This is a genomic window from Terriglobus roseus (genome assembly GCF_900102185.1).
GTDB classification, from domain to species: domain Bacteria; phylum Acidobacteriota; class Terriglobia; order Terriglobales; family Acidobacteriaceae; genus Terriglobus; species Terriglobus roseus_A.
Genome location: NZ_LT629690.1, coordinates 590,033 through 606,184, shown reverse-complemented (window position 1 = coordinate 606,184; position 16,152 = coordinate 590,033). Strand labels below are relative to the sequence as shown.

Below are 16,152 nucleotides of genomic sequence, written 5' to 3'. Positions count from 1 at the left end.
GCGTTTACTTGGCAGCCCGCCGCAGCTTCGCAGCCTTCACCGTGTTGTGCATCAGCATGGCAATCGTCAGCGCGCCCACACCGCCAGGAACCGGCGTATAAGCCGACGAAACAGCAAACGCCTGCGGTGCAATATCGCCCATCACCACCGAGCCGCGCTTCGCATAAGTCTCCATACGCTTCGCATCGTCGCCAAAGAAGCGGTTTACTTCAGCCGCATCGCTCACGCGGTTGATACCCACATCGATCAACACCGCGCCCGGCTTCACCATGTCGGCGGTCACAAATCCGGCCTTGCCAATCGCTACTACCAGGATGTCCGCGCGACGCGTATGTTCCGCCAGGTTCTTGGTGCGCCCGTGGCAGATGGTCACGGTAGCATTCGCCGCCGTCAGCATCATCGCCACCGGCTTGCCCACAATGTCGCTACGGCCAATGACAACGGCCTCCGCGCCTTCCGTAGCAATGCCGCTACGCTTCAAAATCTCAATTACACCCGTCGGCGTGCAGGGCGTCAGGGAATCCTGTCCCGTGCTCAGGCGGCCAACATTGACGGGGTGAAAGCCGTCCACATCCTTTTCAGGAGCGACCGCGTCCAGCACCTTCTTAGTATCCACGTGCTTCGGCAGCGGCAACTGCACCAGGATGCCGTCAACGCTGTCATCCTCGTTCAGTTCGTCGATCATCGCCAGCAATTCTTCCGTGGTGATGGTCGTTTCCGGACGTATTTCCACACTGCGAATACCCAGTTCTTCGCAGGCTTTTACCTTATTGCGAACATAAATGGCAGAGGCAGGATCTTCGCCAATCAGGATCACCGTCAATCCCGGCGTGTATCCCAACGCTTCCACCTGCGACTTCAACTCAGCTTTGATCTCCGCGGCAATGGCGGTTCCGTCCAGAATGCGTGTGCTCATGTCTCTTTGAGGATATCGTGAACATGCATTGTGATGCGTTCGCACAAATTCGGCAAAATGACATCAGAACTCAAAGAATTTGTAGTAGGCGCAACCCCACAGCACGGATCACGTCTAAACTTTCAATTTACCGGGAGAACCGGCGCGAAGGAGCATCTGGATGGAGATATCCCCCAACGATGGCAAGTTCTCGCAGGACGACGTCGCCGAACTGCGCAATGAACTACTCAGTTCCGGCCTGGACAATTGGCAGGCAGCAGAACTGATCGCCAGTTTTCTCGCCGCACGCGGCTATGGCGTATCCACTGAAGGCGCACGCCACGTCGCCTGCCACCTGGACTCCACGCATCTTTCCCTGGAAAACATGCAGCGCGAGCTGGAAATAATCGCACTGCCTATGTAGTTTTCGAGTTTTTTGAGGGATCCAACCTCTACTCGTACTTGAGCATTTCCACCGGATCCAGCGCCGCCGCCCGATTTGCCGGAAGCGTTCCGAAAATCACGCCAACCAATACGCTGGTCAAAAGCGCGACCACGGCAGAAAGCCCTGACATAGGAATGTGTACCGGCGTCAGCAGGTTCACAGTCACCGGAAGCGCCAATCCCAACAGCGTACCCACCACACCACCGCTCAACGACAGGAAAACCGCCTCAGTCAGGAACTGCAGCCGGATCTCGTGCCGCGTCGCACCCAGAGCCTTGCGAATACCAATCTCGCGATAACGGGCCGTCACGTTTGCCAGCATGCTGTTCATAATGCCCACGCCTGAAACCACCAGCGTAATGAACGCCGCTGCCGTCAACACGTAAGTCAGCGAATCCGCGACCTTCTTCATGGTGTCCAGAATGGCCACCATCGTAAACGCGGTATATTTGCTGCCCTTGCGATGCCGCGACTGAATCAGGTCCAGAATTCTGGCCGCTCCACGAGGCACATCCGCGGGGTCCTTCATGGTGAAGAAGATTTCCTTCACCGTGTCTGTTCCGGTCATGTAGCGAGCCACGGGATATGGCAGCAATACAGTGTCGTCGCTGATTTCAGACTGGCCGAAGGTGTCCACGCGCTGCTTAAAAACACCAACAATCGTGATGGGAATGCCGCTCAGGTTCAGGACCCTGCCTACAGCCGCATCGTCCGAGCCGAAGAGGGTCTTCGCCAGCGGCTCCACGATCATCCCCACCTTTTCGTGCGCAATGGTGTCCTGATCGTCAAAAAACCGTCCGCTCAGCACGCCCAAATTGCGTACGTCCTTATAACGAGGTGAGACGCCCAACAACATCACATCGCGCGTTTTGCCCTCGCCAATCGAGATCGGCGCATGCACTTCCAGCATGGGCGAACTTTGCGCAATGCCAGGCACCTGAGCCAGCACCGCCGCCTCATCTTCCTTGGTCATGTAGTCCGGGGTCGAGGCGCCATCCGCACCCACCGTGGCGCCACCGTTGTACTGCATTTCCACCATGTTGGGGCCAATGCTCGACAACGTATCCAGCGCATACTGACGCCCCGTCATGCCAACGGTCACAACCAGAACAATCGAGGCCGACCCGATAATCATGCCCAGCATGGTCAGCAGGAAACGCACTTTGCTGGCGCGGAAGCTGTCCAGGGCAAGGTGCATGGTCTCGCGGAACACCAGCGAAGTCTTCGCGGAACGAAGAGTGCTCTCGAACGACTTCTGGCGGACAGCTACCGGCATACTTTCATGCTACTCCCGAACATTGGACGCATGAGCCACAAAACACGATGCAACCCGACGTTCCTGCTACGATTGAAGCAGGAACAACCCCATCCGCGGAGAGGTGTGTGAGTGGTTGAAACAGGCTGTCTTGAAAACAGCTTTCGGTGAAAGCCGAACGGGGGTTCGAATCCCTCCCTCTCCGCCATCGCTTCAGCTAAATCCTTGAAAACAAATGTATTTGACCTAGAATCAGCGACTTTGCGCGATTCTCGTCAGTCTATACAGTCTCTCCACAACCCCGATTTTCCCTCTTCTCCTCTTCCAATTTCGTACAACGGTCGAAAAACCGTACAACGAGATTTCCCTCTATTTCGGAGGAGTTTGAGTTCCCTCACAAAAACAGTTAGCCGCTTCCCTTTGATGGTGCCAAGGTGCTTCTGCTTCATGTGACAGAGTGTGCAGATTCCGGTTAAATTCGCCGCATGCCAGTCATCTCAGACATGCCGGAAGACTACCTGACAATCATCGGAGCAATCATTCTCAAGTTCAATACGCTTGATAACTCTCTGATGACCGCAATCATTGGATTGACAGGCCAAGATGCCTCTCAGCTAAACGCCCACATCCCATATGCACGACTGAATTTCAATGTTCGAAAAGGTCTGCTTGATCTCCTCATCAATGCGATGGGCGAGCCGGTCGCAGGTTCACCGCATGATTGGTATAAGAAGGAATTTCACGCATCCCTCATGGATGTTGCCGCACGAAGAAATGCCATCGCTCATTCGGTTTGGACCGTCGAAGACGGTATCGTGGTCAGACGAAGGCTGAGACCTAGGAAGGTACTGGAGATGGAGAGGGTTCCCGTTACCAAACAGGAATTACTCGATCTTCTAACCGAGATATCTCGCTGTAGAGAGGCGATCAGAGAGCTTGCCTACTATGTAGAAGGTCTTCGATCTTCGCAGCAAGTGAACGAAAGCTGAAAGACTTCTATATCTCAATTTCGAACCGTTCCTGATGGGAATTTCGTGAGACTCTGCACGGGCCGCTTTCGAATCGCCTTTCAGGTGACAGATTGTGCGCCATCGCGTAGATTTTCCCAATGCCGACAGTCTATTTCATGGGATATGTTGAGCCACGTGGAACTTGCATAAACGTCGAGAATCTCGCACCCATAACGGAATTGGATGTGCTGACTGGTCGGCACATAACCTTTACCGTGGCTATTCTCGAAAGTGTGGTCAGCGTCCAATGCGAAACAGAATTAGCTGACCACACTTTCTCTTCGCATATGTATACGCGAGCATTCGAACTAGTTCGCACAGTCGTATTCCTAATTGGACTGAAGATGGGATGGGGCCTTACCGTCCACATCGACACATTTATTGAGCCAAACGGAAATGAACAGGCACTGGTCAATCAAACTGATTTTCTTTTCAATGTTCTCGATGCTTACGAGATCAATGAGATCGGAGCCATGTTCGAAGACATTGCATGCGACGTAAATCTCTTTATGGCTATTTCCGATCTGAATGCTGCGATTTCAACAGCTAGAACAACAGCCGTGAATTGCGCCAGAGTTCTCGATGCCATTAGGCACCTAATCACTCCGGGAGCCAAGGACACCCTTGGTTGGAAGAATATGCATGTTGCCCTCAACGTCGAGGAGCAGTATTTGCAATACATCAGCGCAGCTTCGAAAAAGTCACGGCATGGGAACCACGAATTCCTGAGTAGAGATGAGACTGGTGAAGTTCTGCTGAGGACGTGGACGATATTCAATCGTTATCTCCACTACAGGCGTAAATATGCCCCTAAACCACTTCCGTTGGCGGAATTCAGCCTGTTGACTTCGGTTTCCACACCTTAATCATGGGCTGTGTCGCCATGTTTCCGAGACTATTGTGGGTTGCATAAGTTAATGCGACTCAACGAGAGTTGATGCGAATGAGCCATCTGCCTATATGATCTCGACATGCGTCGTCCACCGGATAGGTGGTTCGAAAGGCCACGCCCAAGCACCCCTGTTCGGTCATCCTGTCATCGAACAGAGAAGGGGAGCGAGACAATGAATGGTATCGAGAACCTTCGTCAGTCCGTCGTCGCTTATACAAGTGCCGAAGAGGACGCGCGCCTCGCAGAGCTGTATGCCGAAATGGACGAAAGCAACAAACGTCGCCATCGGACATGGGTGCTTTCCCTGATAAGTAATTTCTTTGATGGTTTTGGGCCTAGTCTTGATGCTCCTGTTCGGTCAGGAGCCCCGACGCAAGTGTTCGCTGATGATCTAGTTCCTTGTGAGGATTCTAGGAACGCGTTCAGATGGGCAGAAGTGCATGAAATTGGAGAACGTAAGCTGAGGCGGGCGTTGGAAGAGTCACCAATAGAATCTCCGTCGCCAGTAGCAAAGAACACCACTATGAAGACTTTCTGATGCTTCAATTAGAGGACGGATACGCCCTGTGCCACCTAAAGCTCTCCTGCCCAAACCCTCAGATCTGAATCAACTTCCACTGCCGATAGCCGAAAAGATATTGGGTATGGTGGACACCACCAACCGGCGTGAACACATTTATGCCATGACAGCACTGATTTCTGGCGCTACATGCTTTTTAGGATGTCTTCTGGCCTTCGTCTACCTAGTCGTGCAGGGGTACCAGAAGTCTGCAGGTGCCGTCCTGGGAGCGACTGTGCTCAGCATCGTCGGCAAGTTTATCGCTGCCCGTCAGAATCGGTAGATGATCGCTGCTTGGATGCGCAGCCTGATGCGGATCGGCTGTTCGTGATCCCTTTGACAAGTCAAAACAATATAAAGCCACACACTCTATCAATCAGTTGAAGTCAATCTAAGCAGTTGTTGAGACGGAAAACGGCCCTTGATGTAGGCCGTCCGCGTCTCTCTACCCATGTTCAGGCCACACGTTTAGACAGCCATTCCGCAACATGCTTTGGATCGAATCGCACACACTGGCCAATGCGAATGGCCGGAAGTGTGCCGTTCTTTGCTTGGGAGTAGATCGTCTTTGGACTCATGGACAGTGCAGATGCAAGTTCTTCCGCAGAGAGCATATGGGGATGGATGGCTATGGATGCGATCACCCCCAGTTGTGGATCAATTTTAAGACTTTTCTTTCCTCCAATCATGGTGCTGTTGTTTTCTATCTCCTAATTACTAAGATAGGTCGCTACCGCCAACAATAAAATAAGAAAAGTGTTCTCATCCACGCAAATGCATTCATCTCGACTAAATAACTCCAGAGACAACTCTGGATCATTTTCCCGATTTTAAAGTTGTTCTCATAGTGCGAGGCATTACTTACACTAGTTGATACATCATCAGTCTATGAACTGAGTTTCGAAGTACCACTGGAATATGTGAGAACTGGAATGAATACCCAAGGCGATCAATGACTTCAATTGTGGTTCCTGACGATAGTGTGCCTAATCGTAGGTGAACCATAAAGAAACGATAGAAATAATCGAACCAACTGATCGGCATAATGGAAACATCATCCCAATGATTCCCCTTAATCATGCACATGATGAAACACAGTGGAACATCATCCCAACGAGCTCTTAATCGTGTGAATGATCTTCACAACCTCAAGATAAGGTTCTCAAGATATACCCACATTGTTTCCAATATGATTCATTACTCGATACATTGGCGAACCTGAAGTGAGCCAATGGAGAAGAGACACTGAACGATTGCGAATGAAGCGATAGCGGAAATGAGTGATCGGAAGTGACGAGGAACGAAATGCAATGAGTTCCGACGTAAAAGAATGACTGCGAAATCTTTCCTTAACGATTCCCGCAAATTGATTGAAATGAAGTCATTTATGGACGGCATATGATCCAGCAATTCCCTATCATGTACACGTTCCCGATAAACGTTCGGATGATTTAGTTATTTTATTCTTATTCGCGTGTCGATATTCTGAAGTAGTTAACCGCGTTTTTTGACGCGATTCCTATAAATAATTTCATGAATCAGACAGCTATTTCCGAACACCTATTGAATACCTTGCCAGTTGCCGCAATTGGTCACTTCACATTCCCCAAGCAAGTTTCCGATGAAAAGAGACTAGGCATCTGGAAGCAATTCCTTAATGAAGCCGAAAAGAGATTGCATTATCCCATTGGCACATTGCGCGGATTTGAAACAGACTGTGAAGGAAATCGCCATATCCATGCAATCTTCGTTTCCCATAAGCCAATCAGTCATCATGTTCTATCGGACGCATGGCACGCGGTTCTTCACGTTCCCAAGCAAATGTTCAAAACCTATGCCGATTGTTCTCCATATGACAGGACGTGCGGAACAAAAGGGATCGAATATGTCATGAAAGACGGAGAGATTGAACTATCTGACAACATCCATCTCTTTTCAAGCGACGTGGATGTAAATGGCCTGAATGCACGTGCAAGACGCGCCTATTCACGTATGCGGAATACAAGTGTTAAGCCATTCGTTCCCAAATCCGTTCCAGTTGATGCGGGATCGGGTTCACCTTGGAACAAGATTTCCGGTAGCCCATTGGGTGCACCTGTCGTTCCAATGGTTGTTGTTCATAAGGCTCAATGAGATGACACCACTACTCCAATCGACAGTATGCCCGGATTATTTTTATCGCGTTGTGGACAGCTACAACGAAAATACCGTTGCACGATGTGTTCGTTGTAATGATGAAAAGGAAATCGGTCACACAATGCTTATCTATCCCAAAGATATCCAATTGTTCTCTGAAGTTCCCGATCATCACGATGTTCTGACCACGCATGACGTGAAAGATGGTGATCTAGTCCGATTCAGACATACACACTGCGTTTCTCGGATTGAGAAACAAGGATCACATTTGATTCTTCCGATTCAAGGGCATTTTCAAATTGATGTGAGTGCCCTTATTCGCGATCTTGAGTTGCTTACACATGAAGAAGCGACTCAATGGATGCTGGAACAATGAGAACATTTCAAGGATCATCGATTCACGATTGCCTTTGATCGTTCCAAATGATGAAGCCCACCCTTTTACGGGTGGGCTTCATCATTGCGAGATATTGTTTTGCAGAGAATTAAAGCAATCCAGCACATCGGCCTATCCCGCCCACAGTGATTGGACGCTAACGCCATCTCAAAGGAGCCGATGCTCAATTGCATACGTGTTCTCATTTGGAAACGCCTCGTAAACCGCTACAGGCGCACCAACTTGTGCGCACTCTATAACCTCCTCTCTCGAAGCTTCGCTCATATGGCTACCTAAGATCACGCCTGCCAGTGCCTCCGCCTTGAAGCCATAGTTCGCGCCGCCGTGCCCGATGAGAACCCTGTACTCCTGTTCGTAGCTCCAATCTTTGGCCTTTTTGTAAAGGTTGTCTACGATTGCCGTAACCGAGTTGATGGGGCGCTCTTCTACATAATCGACCTTCTTCGCTTTTCTTAATAGAGGGTCTCGATCAGTGTCAAACATAAGTACCACGCCCTGATGATTGGCAGCGTAGTGGGCCCACATCACGGAAGACTTGGCATTCAATGATAGAGAGAGGACTCCTAATTTCTCTAGCCTGTCGTTCAATTGCAGGTTGAACGTCTCCGCTTTGCCGTACATATTTCGAACGTCCTCGGCAAGATTTAAGAAGTAGAAGCGAATCATCTGCTCCACATCCGCCAAGCGATCACACGTGGCTTCCACGCATCGCCAATGAGGACTGTGGATGTGACGGTAGCGACTCCACTCTTCAGGAGGCCACACCTCCGGCAACTCAAAAGTCGCCCATTCCAGAGCGTCACCTTCAACTATCAAAGAGATTTGCTTGAAACGAATGTCCAACGTCTGAAAGATGTGCCAAGTATTGTCGTTGATTGAACCGAACAACTGAAGATGAACATCTTCCCAATTCGCCTCGGTGAATCTTACTGGATGAACAAGCTCCGCCGGGTCGTTGAGACTATTCTTCGTTGGAAAGTAGAGAGAGCGAGCGCACAAAATCTGCTTGGTGAACTCATTCCAAGGACGATATTTAAAGAGAATCATTGCTGTGCCATCCTCACCAAGCTTCCGTTAACACTAAAACTCAGCGAGACGACGTTGCAATAGATACTTTCTCAGGCTGCTCTTTCTGTCATAGGCGATTAAGCACCAAATTGTTCGCATAGCTGAGTGCTTCATGAGTCAAGAAAGAATTGAAACAACGGAGGAGATGGCCGTTGTTATTCCAGCGATTCTCCATAGCCACTGTTCAAAAGTATCGATGGCCGCTTCCGCCCCACCTAAGCGTCCTCGACCTGCATCCGGTGGCCGTACTATGCCATATTCTGTTTCTGATAATCTGTTGCGGTTGCTTTCTTGGAGATTTGAAATGCTTGCTCTTACTGTCTTGGGGTTGCTGCTCTCGTCAGCAGCCGGAACCCCTGCCCAATCAACCGCACCGCCCGTCAAGGGACATACGATTGGAGAGTCAGTCGCGGAGTTCGTGCAGAAGCTTGGGGCAGAAAGCAGAGCGAGATTTCAGGGATGCGCTGCCAAGGCCGGAACCAAAGAGAAAGTCAGTATTGACTGTCGGAACTTCCAGACTGTGGCATCCTCAGGTGGGAACGGAGTCATCGTGTGTAGTAACCCGCGCTACAACATGGATATGTGTAGGGACTTCGAAGGTGTTGCTGGGTTCTCGAAGAATGAACTTGTTGTTCTGAACTTGAAGATCACCAACACTCCATGGGAGTCTGCCCTCGAAGACACGGTGAAGAAGTTCGGCCAGCCTACTGAGACTCATGTTGAGGTCAAACAGAACCTCTTTGGAGCCAGGTGGGAACTACGGAACACTGTTTGGATTGCTTCCAAATACACTGTTCTGCTGTACGAGGATGTAGACCCCAAAGCCACTCCGAGTCAGTTCATTCGCTTCACGATTACTGACAAGAAGTACATTGACGAGAAGAAATCGAACCCTGCTAAGAGCGCACTCGACTAGCTTGGACTGTGTAGAAAGCCTGCATCGGGATCAATGTTTGAAGAGCCACGCCAGAATTGAAACGAAGGAGGAGATGGCCGTTGTGATGCCTGCCATTCTCCAGCGCCATTGTTTCAAAGAATCAATCGCGCTTTCAGCCTCTCCCAATCGTCCGGGCTTTCCATTCCCCAAAATCGAATAGACTTCGGTCTCCAGCTTGGTTACCCATGTAGAAAGAGTCTGCGAGACGCCATTGATGGTGACTGTAATACCACCCGGTGTGGCTGAACCATCATAGGTAACGACAATTACATACGTTCCTCCAACGACCAATGGGGTTGTTGTTGAGGTTACGACTAACGCATGTGTCCACGCGGAGTTGATAAGCATGAAATTCAGCTTGCCGCCACCGTTCTGCGATGTCTCAATGCACCAACCGGAACCTGCGCCGTCGAAATTGCCGAAACATGACTTTCCATTGTTTGTCGTGTTCGAAACTTTCTTTAGCACAATGCCGAAGCTAAATGGAGTGGTAGTCGAGAAATTCGTCTTCCCATCAGTTGTCGGCCCCCAAATTCCACGGCTAGGATCGGAAATTGAGTCGCACTGAATACCGGGCCTTCCGTTGACTGCTGACTCAATCAAGAGAGGTTGTGCACCTGAACCTGTCTGGGTGAGATTCAGACCATTTATGCTTCGGTCATTCAACTGTGTGACGCGGTCACTTGTCTGAGTGATTCCAATTGCTGGATCGAACCACGCTAGGACAGAGCTTCCAAGCTGTGTTGGAGTCCATTGGACTGTGGGAAAGTTTAATGGAAAGCTGGCATTTGCCAGCTTGATACCAATGCCTGTTGTCATAAATCAAATCTCCAATATTTTCTGTCGTTAGCTGATTTGGAAGTGCTGGTGCAAACACCAGTTCGGCAGACAGTTTGCAGTTCCATTGATCGTGATGCCGCCACCTGTAAGGGACTTGTAGGTATCGCTGTCACGAAGGTTTCCACGTGGGCCAGTTGTTGGGCCTGCAAGCGCACCACTAGCACCCGTATAGGCGTAATTCAGATAGCGTGTTCCAACTGCTGGAGCCGCCGAAAGAATCATCTCCAATGTGGTTGGGCCAATGACGTTGATTGCGGTGATCGCTGGAGGCGTTCCCGAACCATCCGTAAACTCAAATCCATACTTCGATCCTGAGACAAAGGAAGGTTGAGAATTTGTATCCACACGATACGTGGAAGGATCGATGGTATGAGATCCCGATGAATCCGTGTAATTGACACTTGTGATTTCCTTCACACCACCAAGAGGAACTGAAATGGAAAATCTATCGAGAATGTAAGAGTATGGATTTCTTTCGCTTGGTGTGATCGTTGCGAAACATGTTGGATATGGGAATGAATCCATTGTCATTCGCCATGATTGGGTATAGATCGCGCGATTGAGAATGCTTTCCACCATCTCTCTGGCGACAGTGATTATCGGGTAGATCGACGCTGAATGCCAAACCCTGTTCATCCTGCGCGAGCTTCAGTGTTCCTGCGGATACTCTGCCGATGGGTGCATCGTCATCGTGATTCACTAGGCAAACCACGTCTTCATCGGGATTCTCAAGCGATGATGTGAAACAGCCGGGGGCCAGGATTTCAGTGAAGCCCATATCCACGGATGACGTGTTGAACAAGGCAATATAACCAGTCAGTGTGTTTCCATTCTCTTCGGACAATCCCAAAGAACTATCGCGGGATGTTCGTTTCTCAAAGTTCTGGTTCATTCTTCTTTTTCCTTGTCCGGGTGGACTTCGTCTCTTGTGCCTTGTTCGGATACCAATCAGGGAACAATGCCGAATTCATCATGTTTGTGGGGTTCATCAGAATGTTTCCTTCGTCACCAACTGGATCGAGTCCTAGCTTCTCGCGTCCCTCGTTAGCAGTGAAGATTCCCCACTGTCTCGCAACAGCGATTGCTTCCAATGTGGACTTGAAATCTGTCTTCAGTCGTTCGGAATAATCGAAGGCAATATGGAACGTGCTTCTCACACGGCCTGTGGGTGGTAGAAGCTTGCGATTGAGTTCTTGCTGGATTTTGGTGATATAGGGCTGGAGGGTATCCTGCACCAATGACAAAGCAGAATGTTCGGAATTTGCATTGCTCTGTCGGGTGGTATCACCAAGGTAATGGGGATCAATCCTGAACAATCCAGCGATTTCGTTGCGGCTGAATGCACGGGATTCGAGGTATTGGGAATCTTCAAGACTTAGACCAATTTGTGTATATGACCAGTCACTTGGAATCACTGCAATACGTCCGGCGTTCAATCCAGCAGTCATGCCTTCAAAAGCCGCTTTCATTTGCTGGCCTTGCTCAGGTGACACATTGGAAGCTGTTTTGGGCGTTAGAATTCCACCGGGACGGCTTCCATTACCGAAAAATCTCGCGCCACTCTTAATAGTTGCCATTGCAAGGCCAAGGGCTTGGCGAGCTTGGCCCACGGGACTAAGGCCGCGTAATCCATCGAAAGACACTAGGGGAACGTGGATCATATCTTTCGCAGTAATGACACGTTCCGTTCCATCGGTCGTTTTATAGGACAGGACACCCTTTTCGTCGCGTTGTGGAGCTGTTTTAAGAGGATGAAGCGGCCATAATGCAATGGCATTGCCCTTCTTATCCCTCTCAATCTCGGCATAACAATTGCCGGTTAAAGCAAGACTTCCCGCGAGTGCCTCGAAAAATGTACTGGATGTCATTTCGTGGTTTGGTGCATAGGAAAGAAGGTATGAAAGGGAATGATCCAATGCTTCTTTCTTGCCGATACCGGCATTTGAATAAACCTTGACTGGGAATGTGGCGATATTTTCGGCGATCAGACGAACACATGCATATACGGTGGGAATCTGAAGTGCATTGCTTTCACCAATGAATTCTCCAGCTTCTGTTGGATCGCCTGAGAACACAAAATTGAAAGCAGCAGCACTTGAAAGTGGTACAGAGGGTGATTCCAAACTTGTTCGAAGTTCCAGTGAAGTGATATTCGATTCACTATCCCCAAAAGCTTCCAGCATTTTTCTAAAATTCATTTCTTAATCCTTTGGGGAGCTACAGCACGAATGGCTCAAAAGCCCACTTGGACGCCGATGGCTTGACTTCAATGACCATTCCGCGTGAGAGTGCGAAGAACAGAGCCATAGCCGCGTCAATCTTGTTTTCGGCACGTTCTCTTTCCGGCATTTTGTAAAGGCTGTTGGAGGATTCGCGTGTGACGATGTTTGAGAAGCACCATGCGAGGATGGGATCGCCATCGTAGTGGAATCGACCATCTGCAACAGCAGCTTCAAGTTCTTTCATTGCAGGGGAAATGTGGATCGGACGCTGCATGACTTCAACAGAGGTCACATTCGTTTCTGAAACGACCTTCTGCACTGTTCCATATCCGCCGTGTGCAGGATCGAAACACAGTGATTGAACGTTGTTCGTCTTGACCAAATGAATCAGGTCATTTTCCAAACGAAGAAAATCAATAGCATTGCCATCAGTGGCGATGAGATGACCTTGTTTCACCCACTTCTGATAGTGGACATTTTCAGCTTTTGAAACCTGTCCTTCGGGGTTGTAGTTCCGGCTGAATGCGTAATAGTGCTTCTTTCCGTCAATCAATCGTGTGAACAGGATCGCAATAGATGCAAGATCGAGTTTCGATGCGCTATCGAGCGCAAGAATGCATTCATCTTGAGAGAAGTCTTCAATCTTCAGGGATGGATCGGAGGATTTGGCGAAATCAACCATATTCATCCATGCGGATGTGGCTGTAGACCAGATGTTCAGGTGCATGGCCTTGGTGTTGTTCTGTTCGCCGGGATTACGTAAAGCCGATTGGATGGCCAACTTCAATTTCTCAGCGTCATTGGAGATGCCGAGATTGGGATTCGCCATTATCAGGGCTTCATTGGACGACCATTCGACAGTGTCATCGGCACAATAGATCGCTGCGAAAAATCGTTCATCCGGTAACGATCCATCTAGAGCTTTCTGTGCGCGCTCCTGAATCTGGTAGCAAGGCGATTGAGTCGATGCAACACCAGCTGTTGAAATCGTCAGCATCAGGCTATTTGGAGTCTTGTTGCACCCTGTCTTGAAGGTGCCATAAAGGTCGAAGTCATTGGCTTGATGCAATTCATCAAGGATCGCCAGATATGGCCTTGCACCGTGACGACCACGCCCAATGACCGGCATAAATTTTGAGCCGGATGCAGAGAAGATGGACTTCTTTTGCGCAGCAATTCCTGCTTTTGTGAACGCCTTCTGAGATTCAATGAAGTCGCGTGCGGGTGAGAATACTTCCATCGCTTGCGCAATGGACAATGCACCACAATAGACTTCTGCCTTACGTCTTCCATCGAAGAATGCGAACCACAAACCGAGTGCAGCGGCCAATGGTGACTTGCCGTTGCCTTTTGGAATCAGGATGAGTGCTTCAATGTGTTTGCGAGTTCCATCTCTATCCATCCATCCCATCAGGGAAGCCACTAGCCATACTTGAAACGGCTGGAGCGCGAATGGAGAGCCATCGGAGAGAGTCAGACTCTCGATGAAAGTGCAAACTTGATTGCATTTGTTTGCATTGAAGAACCAACGTGAATCGGTCTTGTCCAAATCGTCTAAATGACGCTGGCAAGCAATCTTGATCCACTTTGAGGCAATGATCGTGCCGGATACTACATCGCGTGCATAGTCATGAGCCTTTTCACTGTAGGTTCTTTTGTTCGTCATCGGGTTCTATTGCTCCGATTTCATTCATGAATGCCGTAAAGGGGTCTTTATCCTGTGTGTCACTTTCCATCACGGTTATCCGCGATCTGCTGGCAGGAGTCATGCCGAATTCGGTTAGGAATTGGCGCATGAGGGTCAAGGAAGTGTTGGCAATGCCAATGTATGGGCTTTGCACGGGGTATCCAGACTTCGGGGAATGGAACACCATGCCATTCTGTTGAAGCTGGAGTTCTGCATTAATCCAGCGAGAGTATGCCGCGCAATATGCCGCAAGAGCTGAACCATCGGCCTCTGTGAGTAGTCCCGCAGCTAACAATTCTGGTGCAACACGTTCCCACTCTTCTTTGGCAATATCGTCGAGATGGTCTGGACAGGTTGGAACACCGGAGAACTGTGGCTCTCTGCCTTTATTCTTGTGGCGATTCCGGGTTCCTTCTAGTTCATGCATCGCCGCTGGCTTTGGTTTACGTCCTACCATTCAATTCCTTTTGCAAATAACCCCAACTTCTGATTTCGACCATGCGTAAATTTGACCAAGCGTCGGTCTTTCGCTCTCGTAGTTGCTAGAGATTGGGATACCCTACCCCTTGAGGAGTGACAGGCAACATGGACGAAGAAGCGACGTCTCTGCCAGAGGTGGTGTACCACTACACATCGATGGAGACATTGTTGAAGATTGTCGAGAGCCGTTCTATTTGGGCAACATGCATCGACTACTTGAACGATGTGACGGAATACTCTTTCTATCTTGAGCAGGTCGATAGAAGACTTCGCGAATTCGTGAAGAACGGAGATTCACAGTCGGCATTTTTCGAAAGCTATCTCAAGGGACGGACTGGCATGGGTTCGGGCATTATCCGACGCCGTCCATTTGTCGCCTCGTTTTCAGCCGAACCGGATTTTCTCCCGCAATGGCGTTCCTACTGTCCGAACGGCAACGGTGTCTGCATAGGCTTTAGAACAAATTGTCTTGTTCGGGCCTGCTTCTCAGACAACGAGGTTGTTCGCGAATTGAATCGACCGTTCCACGACGTTCGGTTCAAGCAGGTTGTTTACGGGGTGTCTGACGACCGTCGGCTGGATGAAGAACTCAGAGAGTTCTTGAGCGCAGCAGCGGACTTCGACAACCAGATTAAGAACAAACTCGGTTTAGATGTGATCTTCCAGTCGATACTCGGCTTTCGCGCTTCTGCCCAAAAGCATCCTGCGTTCAAACCCGAGGCGGAATACCGCATAGTAGTCGACGGATTGCTCGATAACAGCGAAAACCTTGTGCGCTATCGCGCCTCACGTACAACTCTAGTTCCGTATATCAAGCTGAACCTGCCAAAGAAAGCCATCGAATCGATTCCCTTATATGAATCAATATCTGAACTTCGATCAAGAGATTTTATCCATCGGGTGATCGTGGGGCCGACACCTAATATGTCTCTGTCGACAGGTGCGCTTCGTTCCTATTTCTCAGGCTTGGGGATGAGTGTCAACGTTGAAGGCTCGAAAGTGCCTTATCGAGACTGGTAGCAGTGATCCTGCTATGGCATGGCTTGCAAAGGGACATCAGGTTTGAACGATCCAATCTCTTTGTGGGATCAGTGCGGATGGGGATGATGTGGTGAACTTCCGTAGCAGGTGTTACTCGTTGTTCATCGAGACACATCTTGCATAGTGGCTCTTGTCTAAGGACTGATAGACGAAGCTTCTTCCATTCGTTGTCATATCCACGTGAATGACTCGTTCCTCTATATCTGTTGTAGCTCTTGTCTGAATGCCTGATATGCAATGTGCAGTTCAGGTTGCTGCATCCGACGTGACTACACGGCTTGTTAGGAA

19 protein-coding genes and 1 tRNA gene are annotated in these 16,152 nt (G+C 49.6%); 9 read left to right on the top strand and 11 right to left on the bottom strand.

Annotated features, from left to right (window positions below):
* Positions 1-4: 4 nt before the first annotated feature.
* On the bottom strand, positions 5-916 hold the full coding sequence (folD, locus tag BLT38_RS02850; RefSeq protein ID WP_083343822.1) for a bifunctional methylenetetrahydrofolate dehydrogenase/methenyltetrahydrofolate cyclohydrolase FolD: 912 nt from the start codon (positions 914-916) through the stop codon (positions 5-7).
* A gap of 160 nt (positions 917-1,076) precedes the next feature.
* Here folD and BLT38_RS02845 point away from each other — a divergent pair, with 160 nt between their 5' ends.
* Positions 1,077-1,319 (top strand): hypothetical protein, encoded by a 243-nt coding sequence (locus BLT38_RS02845; protein WP_083343821.1) that lies wholly within the window; start codon positions 1,077-1,079, stop codon positions 1,317-1,319.
* A 28-nt stretch (positions 1,320-1,347) separates the two neighbouring features.
* Here the strand turns inward: BLT38_RS02845 and BLT38_RS02840 are convergent, their stop codons facing one another.
* Positions 1,348-2,616: an ABC transporter permease gene (locus tag BLT38_RS02840; RefSeq protein WP_083343820.1), complete on the bottom strand. Its 1,269-nt coding sequence runs from the start codon at positions 2,614-2,616 to the stop codon at positions 1,348-1,350.
* A gap of 97 nt (positions 2,617-2,713) precedes the next feature.
* Between BLT38_RS02840 and BLT38_RS02835 the strand changes: the two genes are divergently transcribed.
* The 4 genes from BLT38_RS02835 (at position 2,714) to BLT38_RS02815 (ending at position 5,339) form a co-directional block, all read left to right on the top strand.
* Positions 2,714-2,803 (top strand) — tRNA-Ser (locus BLT38_RS02835).
* Between the two features lie 277 nt (positions 2,804-3,080).
* Positions 3,081-3,584 carry a hypothetical protein gene (locus tag BLT38_RS02830; protein ID WP_083343819.1) on the top strand — a complete coding sequence of 168 codons (504 nt, stop codon included), beginning with the start codon at positions 3,081-3,083 and terminating at the stop codon, positions 3,582-3,584.
* A gap of 119 nt (positions 3,585-3,703) precedes the next feature.
* Positions 3,704-4,471 (top strand): hypothetical protein, encoded by a 768-nt coding sequence (locus tag BLT38_RS02825; RefSeq protein ID WP_083343818.1) that lies wholly within the window; start codon positions 3,704-3,706, stop codon positions 4,469-4,471.
* A 592-nt stretch (positions 4,472-5,063) separates the two neighbouring features.
* A complete protein-coding gene (locus BLT38_RS02815; RefSeq protein ID WP_172838121.1) occupies positions 5,064-5,339 on the top strand; it encodes a hypothetical protein in 276 nt (91 codons plus the stop codon).
* A 172-nt stretch (positions 5,340-5,511) separates the two neighbouring features.
* Here BLT38_RS02815 and BLT38_RS02810 read toward each other — a convergent pair whose 3' ends face one another.
* Positions 5,512-5,745 (bottom strand): helix-turn-helix domain-containing protein, encoded by a 234-nt coding sequence (locus tag BLT38_RS02810; protein WP_083343815.1) that lies wholly within the window; start codon positions 5,743-5,745, stop codon positions 5,512-5,514.
* 844 nt (positions 5,746-6,589) lie between these two features.
* Between BLT38_RS02810 and BLT38_RS02805 the strand changes: the two genes are divergently transcribed.
* Together BLT38_RS02805 and BLT38_RS20410 are read left to right on the top strand one after the other, a co-directional pair.
* The gene (locus tag BLT38_RS02805) at positions 6,590-7,189 is read left to right on the top strand and encodes a hypothetical protein (RefSeq protein ID WP_083343814.1); all 600 of its coding nucleotides are present in this window, start codon (positions 6,590-6,592) and stop codon (positions 7,187-7,189) included.
* 1 nt (position 7,190) lies between these two features.
* Positions 7,191-7,568, top strand: a complete 378-nt coding sequence (locus tag BLT38_RS20410) for a hypothetical protein (RefSeq protein WP_156784988.1) — start codon at positions 7,191-7,193, stop codon at positions 7,566-7,568.
* A 168-nt stretch (positions 7,569-7,736) separates the two neighbouring features.
* On the opposite strand, the gene BLT38_RS02800 is transcribed toward BLT38_RS20410, so the two are convergent.
* Complete coding sequence (locus BLT38_RS02800) at positions 7,737-8,636, bottom strand: DUF2971 domain-containing protein (RefSeq protein ID WP_083343813.1); 900 nt, start codon at positions 8,634-8,636, stop codon at positions 7,737-7,739.
* A gap of 325 nt (positions 8,637-8,961) precedes the next feature.
* Here BLT38_RS02800 and BLT38_RS02795 point away from each other — a divergent pair, with 325 nt between their 5' ends.
* A complete protein-coding gene (locus BLT38_RS02795) occupies positions 8,962-9,573 on the top strand; it encodes a hypothetical protein (RefSeq protein ID WP_083343812.1) in 612 nt (203 codons plus the stop codon).
* A gap of 30 nt (positions 9,574-9,603) precedes the next feature.
* Here the strand turns inward: BLT38_RS02795 and BLT38_RS02790 are convergent, their stop codons facing one another.
* Genes BLT38_RS02790 through BLT38_RS02765 form a run of 6 tightly spaced genes read right to left on the bottom strand, consistent with a single transcriptional unit; the run spans position 9,604 to position 14,800 of the window.
* Positions 9,604-10,413: a hypothetical protein gene (locus BLT38_RS02790; RefSeq protein WP_083343811.1), complete on the bottom strand. Its 810-nt coding sequence runs from the start codon at positions 10,411-10,413 to the stop codon at positions 9,604-9,606.
* A 27-nt stretch (positions 10,414-10,440) separates the two neighbouring features.
* Entirely contained in the window at positions 10,441-10,851 is a 411-nt protein-coding gene (locus BLT38_RS02785; protein ID WP_083343810.1) for a hypothetical protein, read from the bottom strand.
* Between the two features lie 28 nt (positions 10,852-10,879).
* A complete protein-coding gene (locus BLT38_RS02780; RefSeq protein ID WP_083343809.1) occupies positions 10,880-11,326 on the bottom strand; it encodes an HK97 family phage prohead protease in 447 nt (148 codons plus the stop codon).
* Complete coding sequence (locus BLT38_RS02775) at positions 11,310-12,632, bottom strand: phage portal protein (protein WP_083343808.1); 1,323 nt, start codon at positions 12,630-12,632, stop codon at positions 11,310-11,312. The genes BLT38_RS02780 and BLT38_RS02775 overlap by 17 nt, the downstream gene beginning before the upstream one ends.
* 19 nt (positions 12,633-12,651) lie before the next feature.
* Positions 12,652-14,322, bottom strand: a complete 1,671-nt coding sequence (locus tag BLT38_RS02770) for a terminase large subunit (protein ID WP_083343807.1) — start codon at positions 14,320-14,322, stop codon at positions 12,652-12,654.
* A complete protein-coding gene (locus tag BLT38_RS02765) occupies positions 14,297-14,800 on the bottom strand; it encodes a phage terminase small subunit P27 family (RefSeq protein WP_083343806.1) in 504 nt (167 codons plus the stop codon). Before BLT38_RS02765 ends, BLT38_RS02770 begins: the two co-directional genes overlap by 26 nt.
* A gap of 128 nt (positions 14,801-14,928) precedes the next feature.
* Here BLT38_RS02765 and BLT38_RS02760 point away from each other — a divergent pair, with 128 nt between their 5' ends.
* Entirely contained in the window at positions 14,929-15,843 is a 915-nt protein-coding gene (locus BLT38_RS02760) for a DUF2971 domain-containing protein (RefSeq protein WP_083343805.1), read from the top strand.
* Here the strand turns inward: BLT38_RS02760 and BLT38_RS21075 are convergent.
* Positions 15,803-15,979: an HNH endonuclease signature motif containing protein gene (locus tag BLT38_RS21075; RefSeq protein ID WP_172838120.1), complete on the bottom strand. Its 177-nt coding sequence runs from the start codon at positions 15,977-15,979 to the stop codon at positions 15,803-15,805. The two genes, BLT38_RS02760 and BLT38_RS21075, sit on opposite strands and share 41 nt — an antisense overlap.
* Between the last annotated feature and the right edge of the window lie 173 nt (positions 15,980-16,152).

What these genes read in the sequence shown, in the direction of transcription:
- folD (WP_083343822.1), bottom strand. Translation starts at nt 916, where the DNA reads ATGAGCACACGCATTCTGGACGGAACCGCCATTGCCGCGGAGATCAAA.
- BLT38_RS02845 (WP_083343821.1), top strand. Translation starts at nt 1,077, where the DNA reads ATGGAGATATCCCCCAACGATGGCAAGTTCTCGCAGGACGACGTCGCC.
- BLT38_RS02840 (WP_083343820.1), bottom strand. Translation starts at nt 2,616, where the DNA reads ATGCCGGTAGCTGTCCGCCAGAAGTCGTTCGAGAGCACTCTTCGTTCC.
- BLT38_RS02830 (WP_083343819.1), top strand. Translation starts at nt 3,081, where the DNA reads ATGCCAGTCATCTCAGACATGCCGGAAGACTACCTGACAATCATCGGA.
- BLT38_RS02825 (WP_083343818.1), top strand. Translation starts at nt 3,704, where the DNA reads ATGCCGACAGTCTATTTCATGGGATATGTTGAGCCACGTGGAACTTGC.
- BLT38_RS02810 (WP_083343815.1), bottom strand. Translation starts at nt 5,745, where the DNA reads ATGATTGGAGGAAAGAAAAGTCTTAAAATTGATCCACAACTGGGGGTG.
- BLT38_RS02805 (WP_083343814.1), top strand. Translation starts at nt 6,590, where the DNA reads ATGAATCAGACAGCTATTTCCGAACACCTATTGAATACCTTGCCAGTT.
- BLT38_RS20410 (WP_156784988.1), top strand. Translation starts at nt 7,191, where the DNA reads ATGACACCACTACTCCAATCGACAGTATGCCCGGATTATTTTTATCGC.
- BLT38_RS02800 (WP_083343813.1), bottom strand. Translation starts at nt 8,636, where the DNA reads ATGATTCTCTTTAAATATCGTCCTTGGAATGAGTTCACCAAGCAGATT.
- BLT38_RS02795 (WP_083343812.1), top strand. Translation starts at nt 8,962, where the DNA reads ATGCTTGCTCTTACTGTCTTGGGGTTGCTGCTCTCGTCAGCAGCCGGA.
- BLT38_RS02790 (WP_083343811.1), bottom strand. Translation starts at nt 10,413, where the DNA reads ATGACAACAGGCATTGGTATCAAGCTGGCAAATGCCAGCTTTCCATTA.
- BLT38_RS02780 (WP_083343809.1), bottom strand. Translation starts at nt 11,326, where the DNA reads ATGAACCAGAACTTTGAGAAACGAACATCCCGCGATAGTTCTTTGGGA.
- BLT38_RS02775 (WP_083343808.1), bottom strand. Translation starts at nt 12,632, where the DNA reads ATGAATTTTAGAAAAATGCTGGAAGCTTTTGGGGATAGTGAATCGAAT.
- BLT38_RS02770 (WP_083343807.1), bottom strand. Translation starts at nt 14,322, where the DNA reads ATGACGAACAAAAGAACCTACAGTGAAAAGGCTCATGACTATGCACGC.
- BLT38_RS02765 (WP_083343806.1), bottom strand. Translation starts at nt 14,800, where the DNA reads ATGGTAGGACGTAAACCAAAGCCAGCGGCGATGCATGAACTAGAAGGA.
- BLT38_RS02760 (WP_083343805.1), top strand. Translation starts at nt 14,929, where the DNA reads ATGGACGAAGAAGCGACGTCTCTGCCAGAGGTGGTGTACCACTACACA.
- BLT38_RS21075 (WP_172838120.1), bottom strand. Translation starts at nt 15,979, where the DNA reads ATGTGTCTCGATGAACAACGAGTAACACCTGCTACGGAAGTTCACCAC.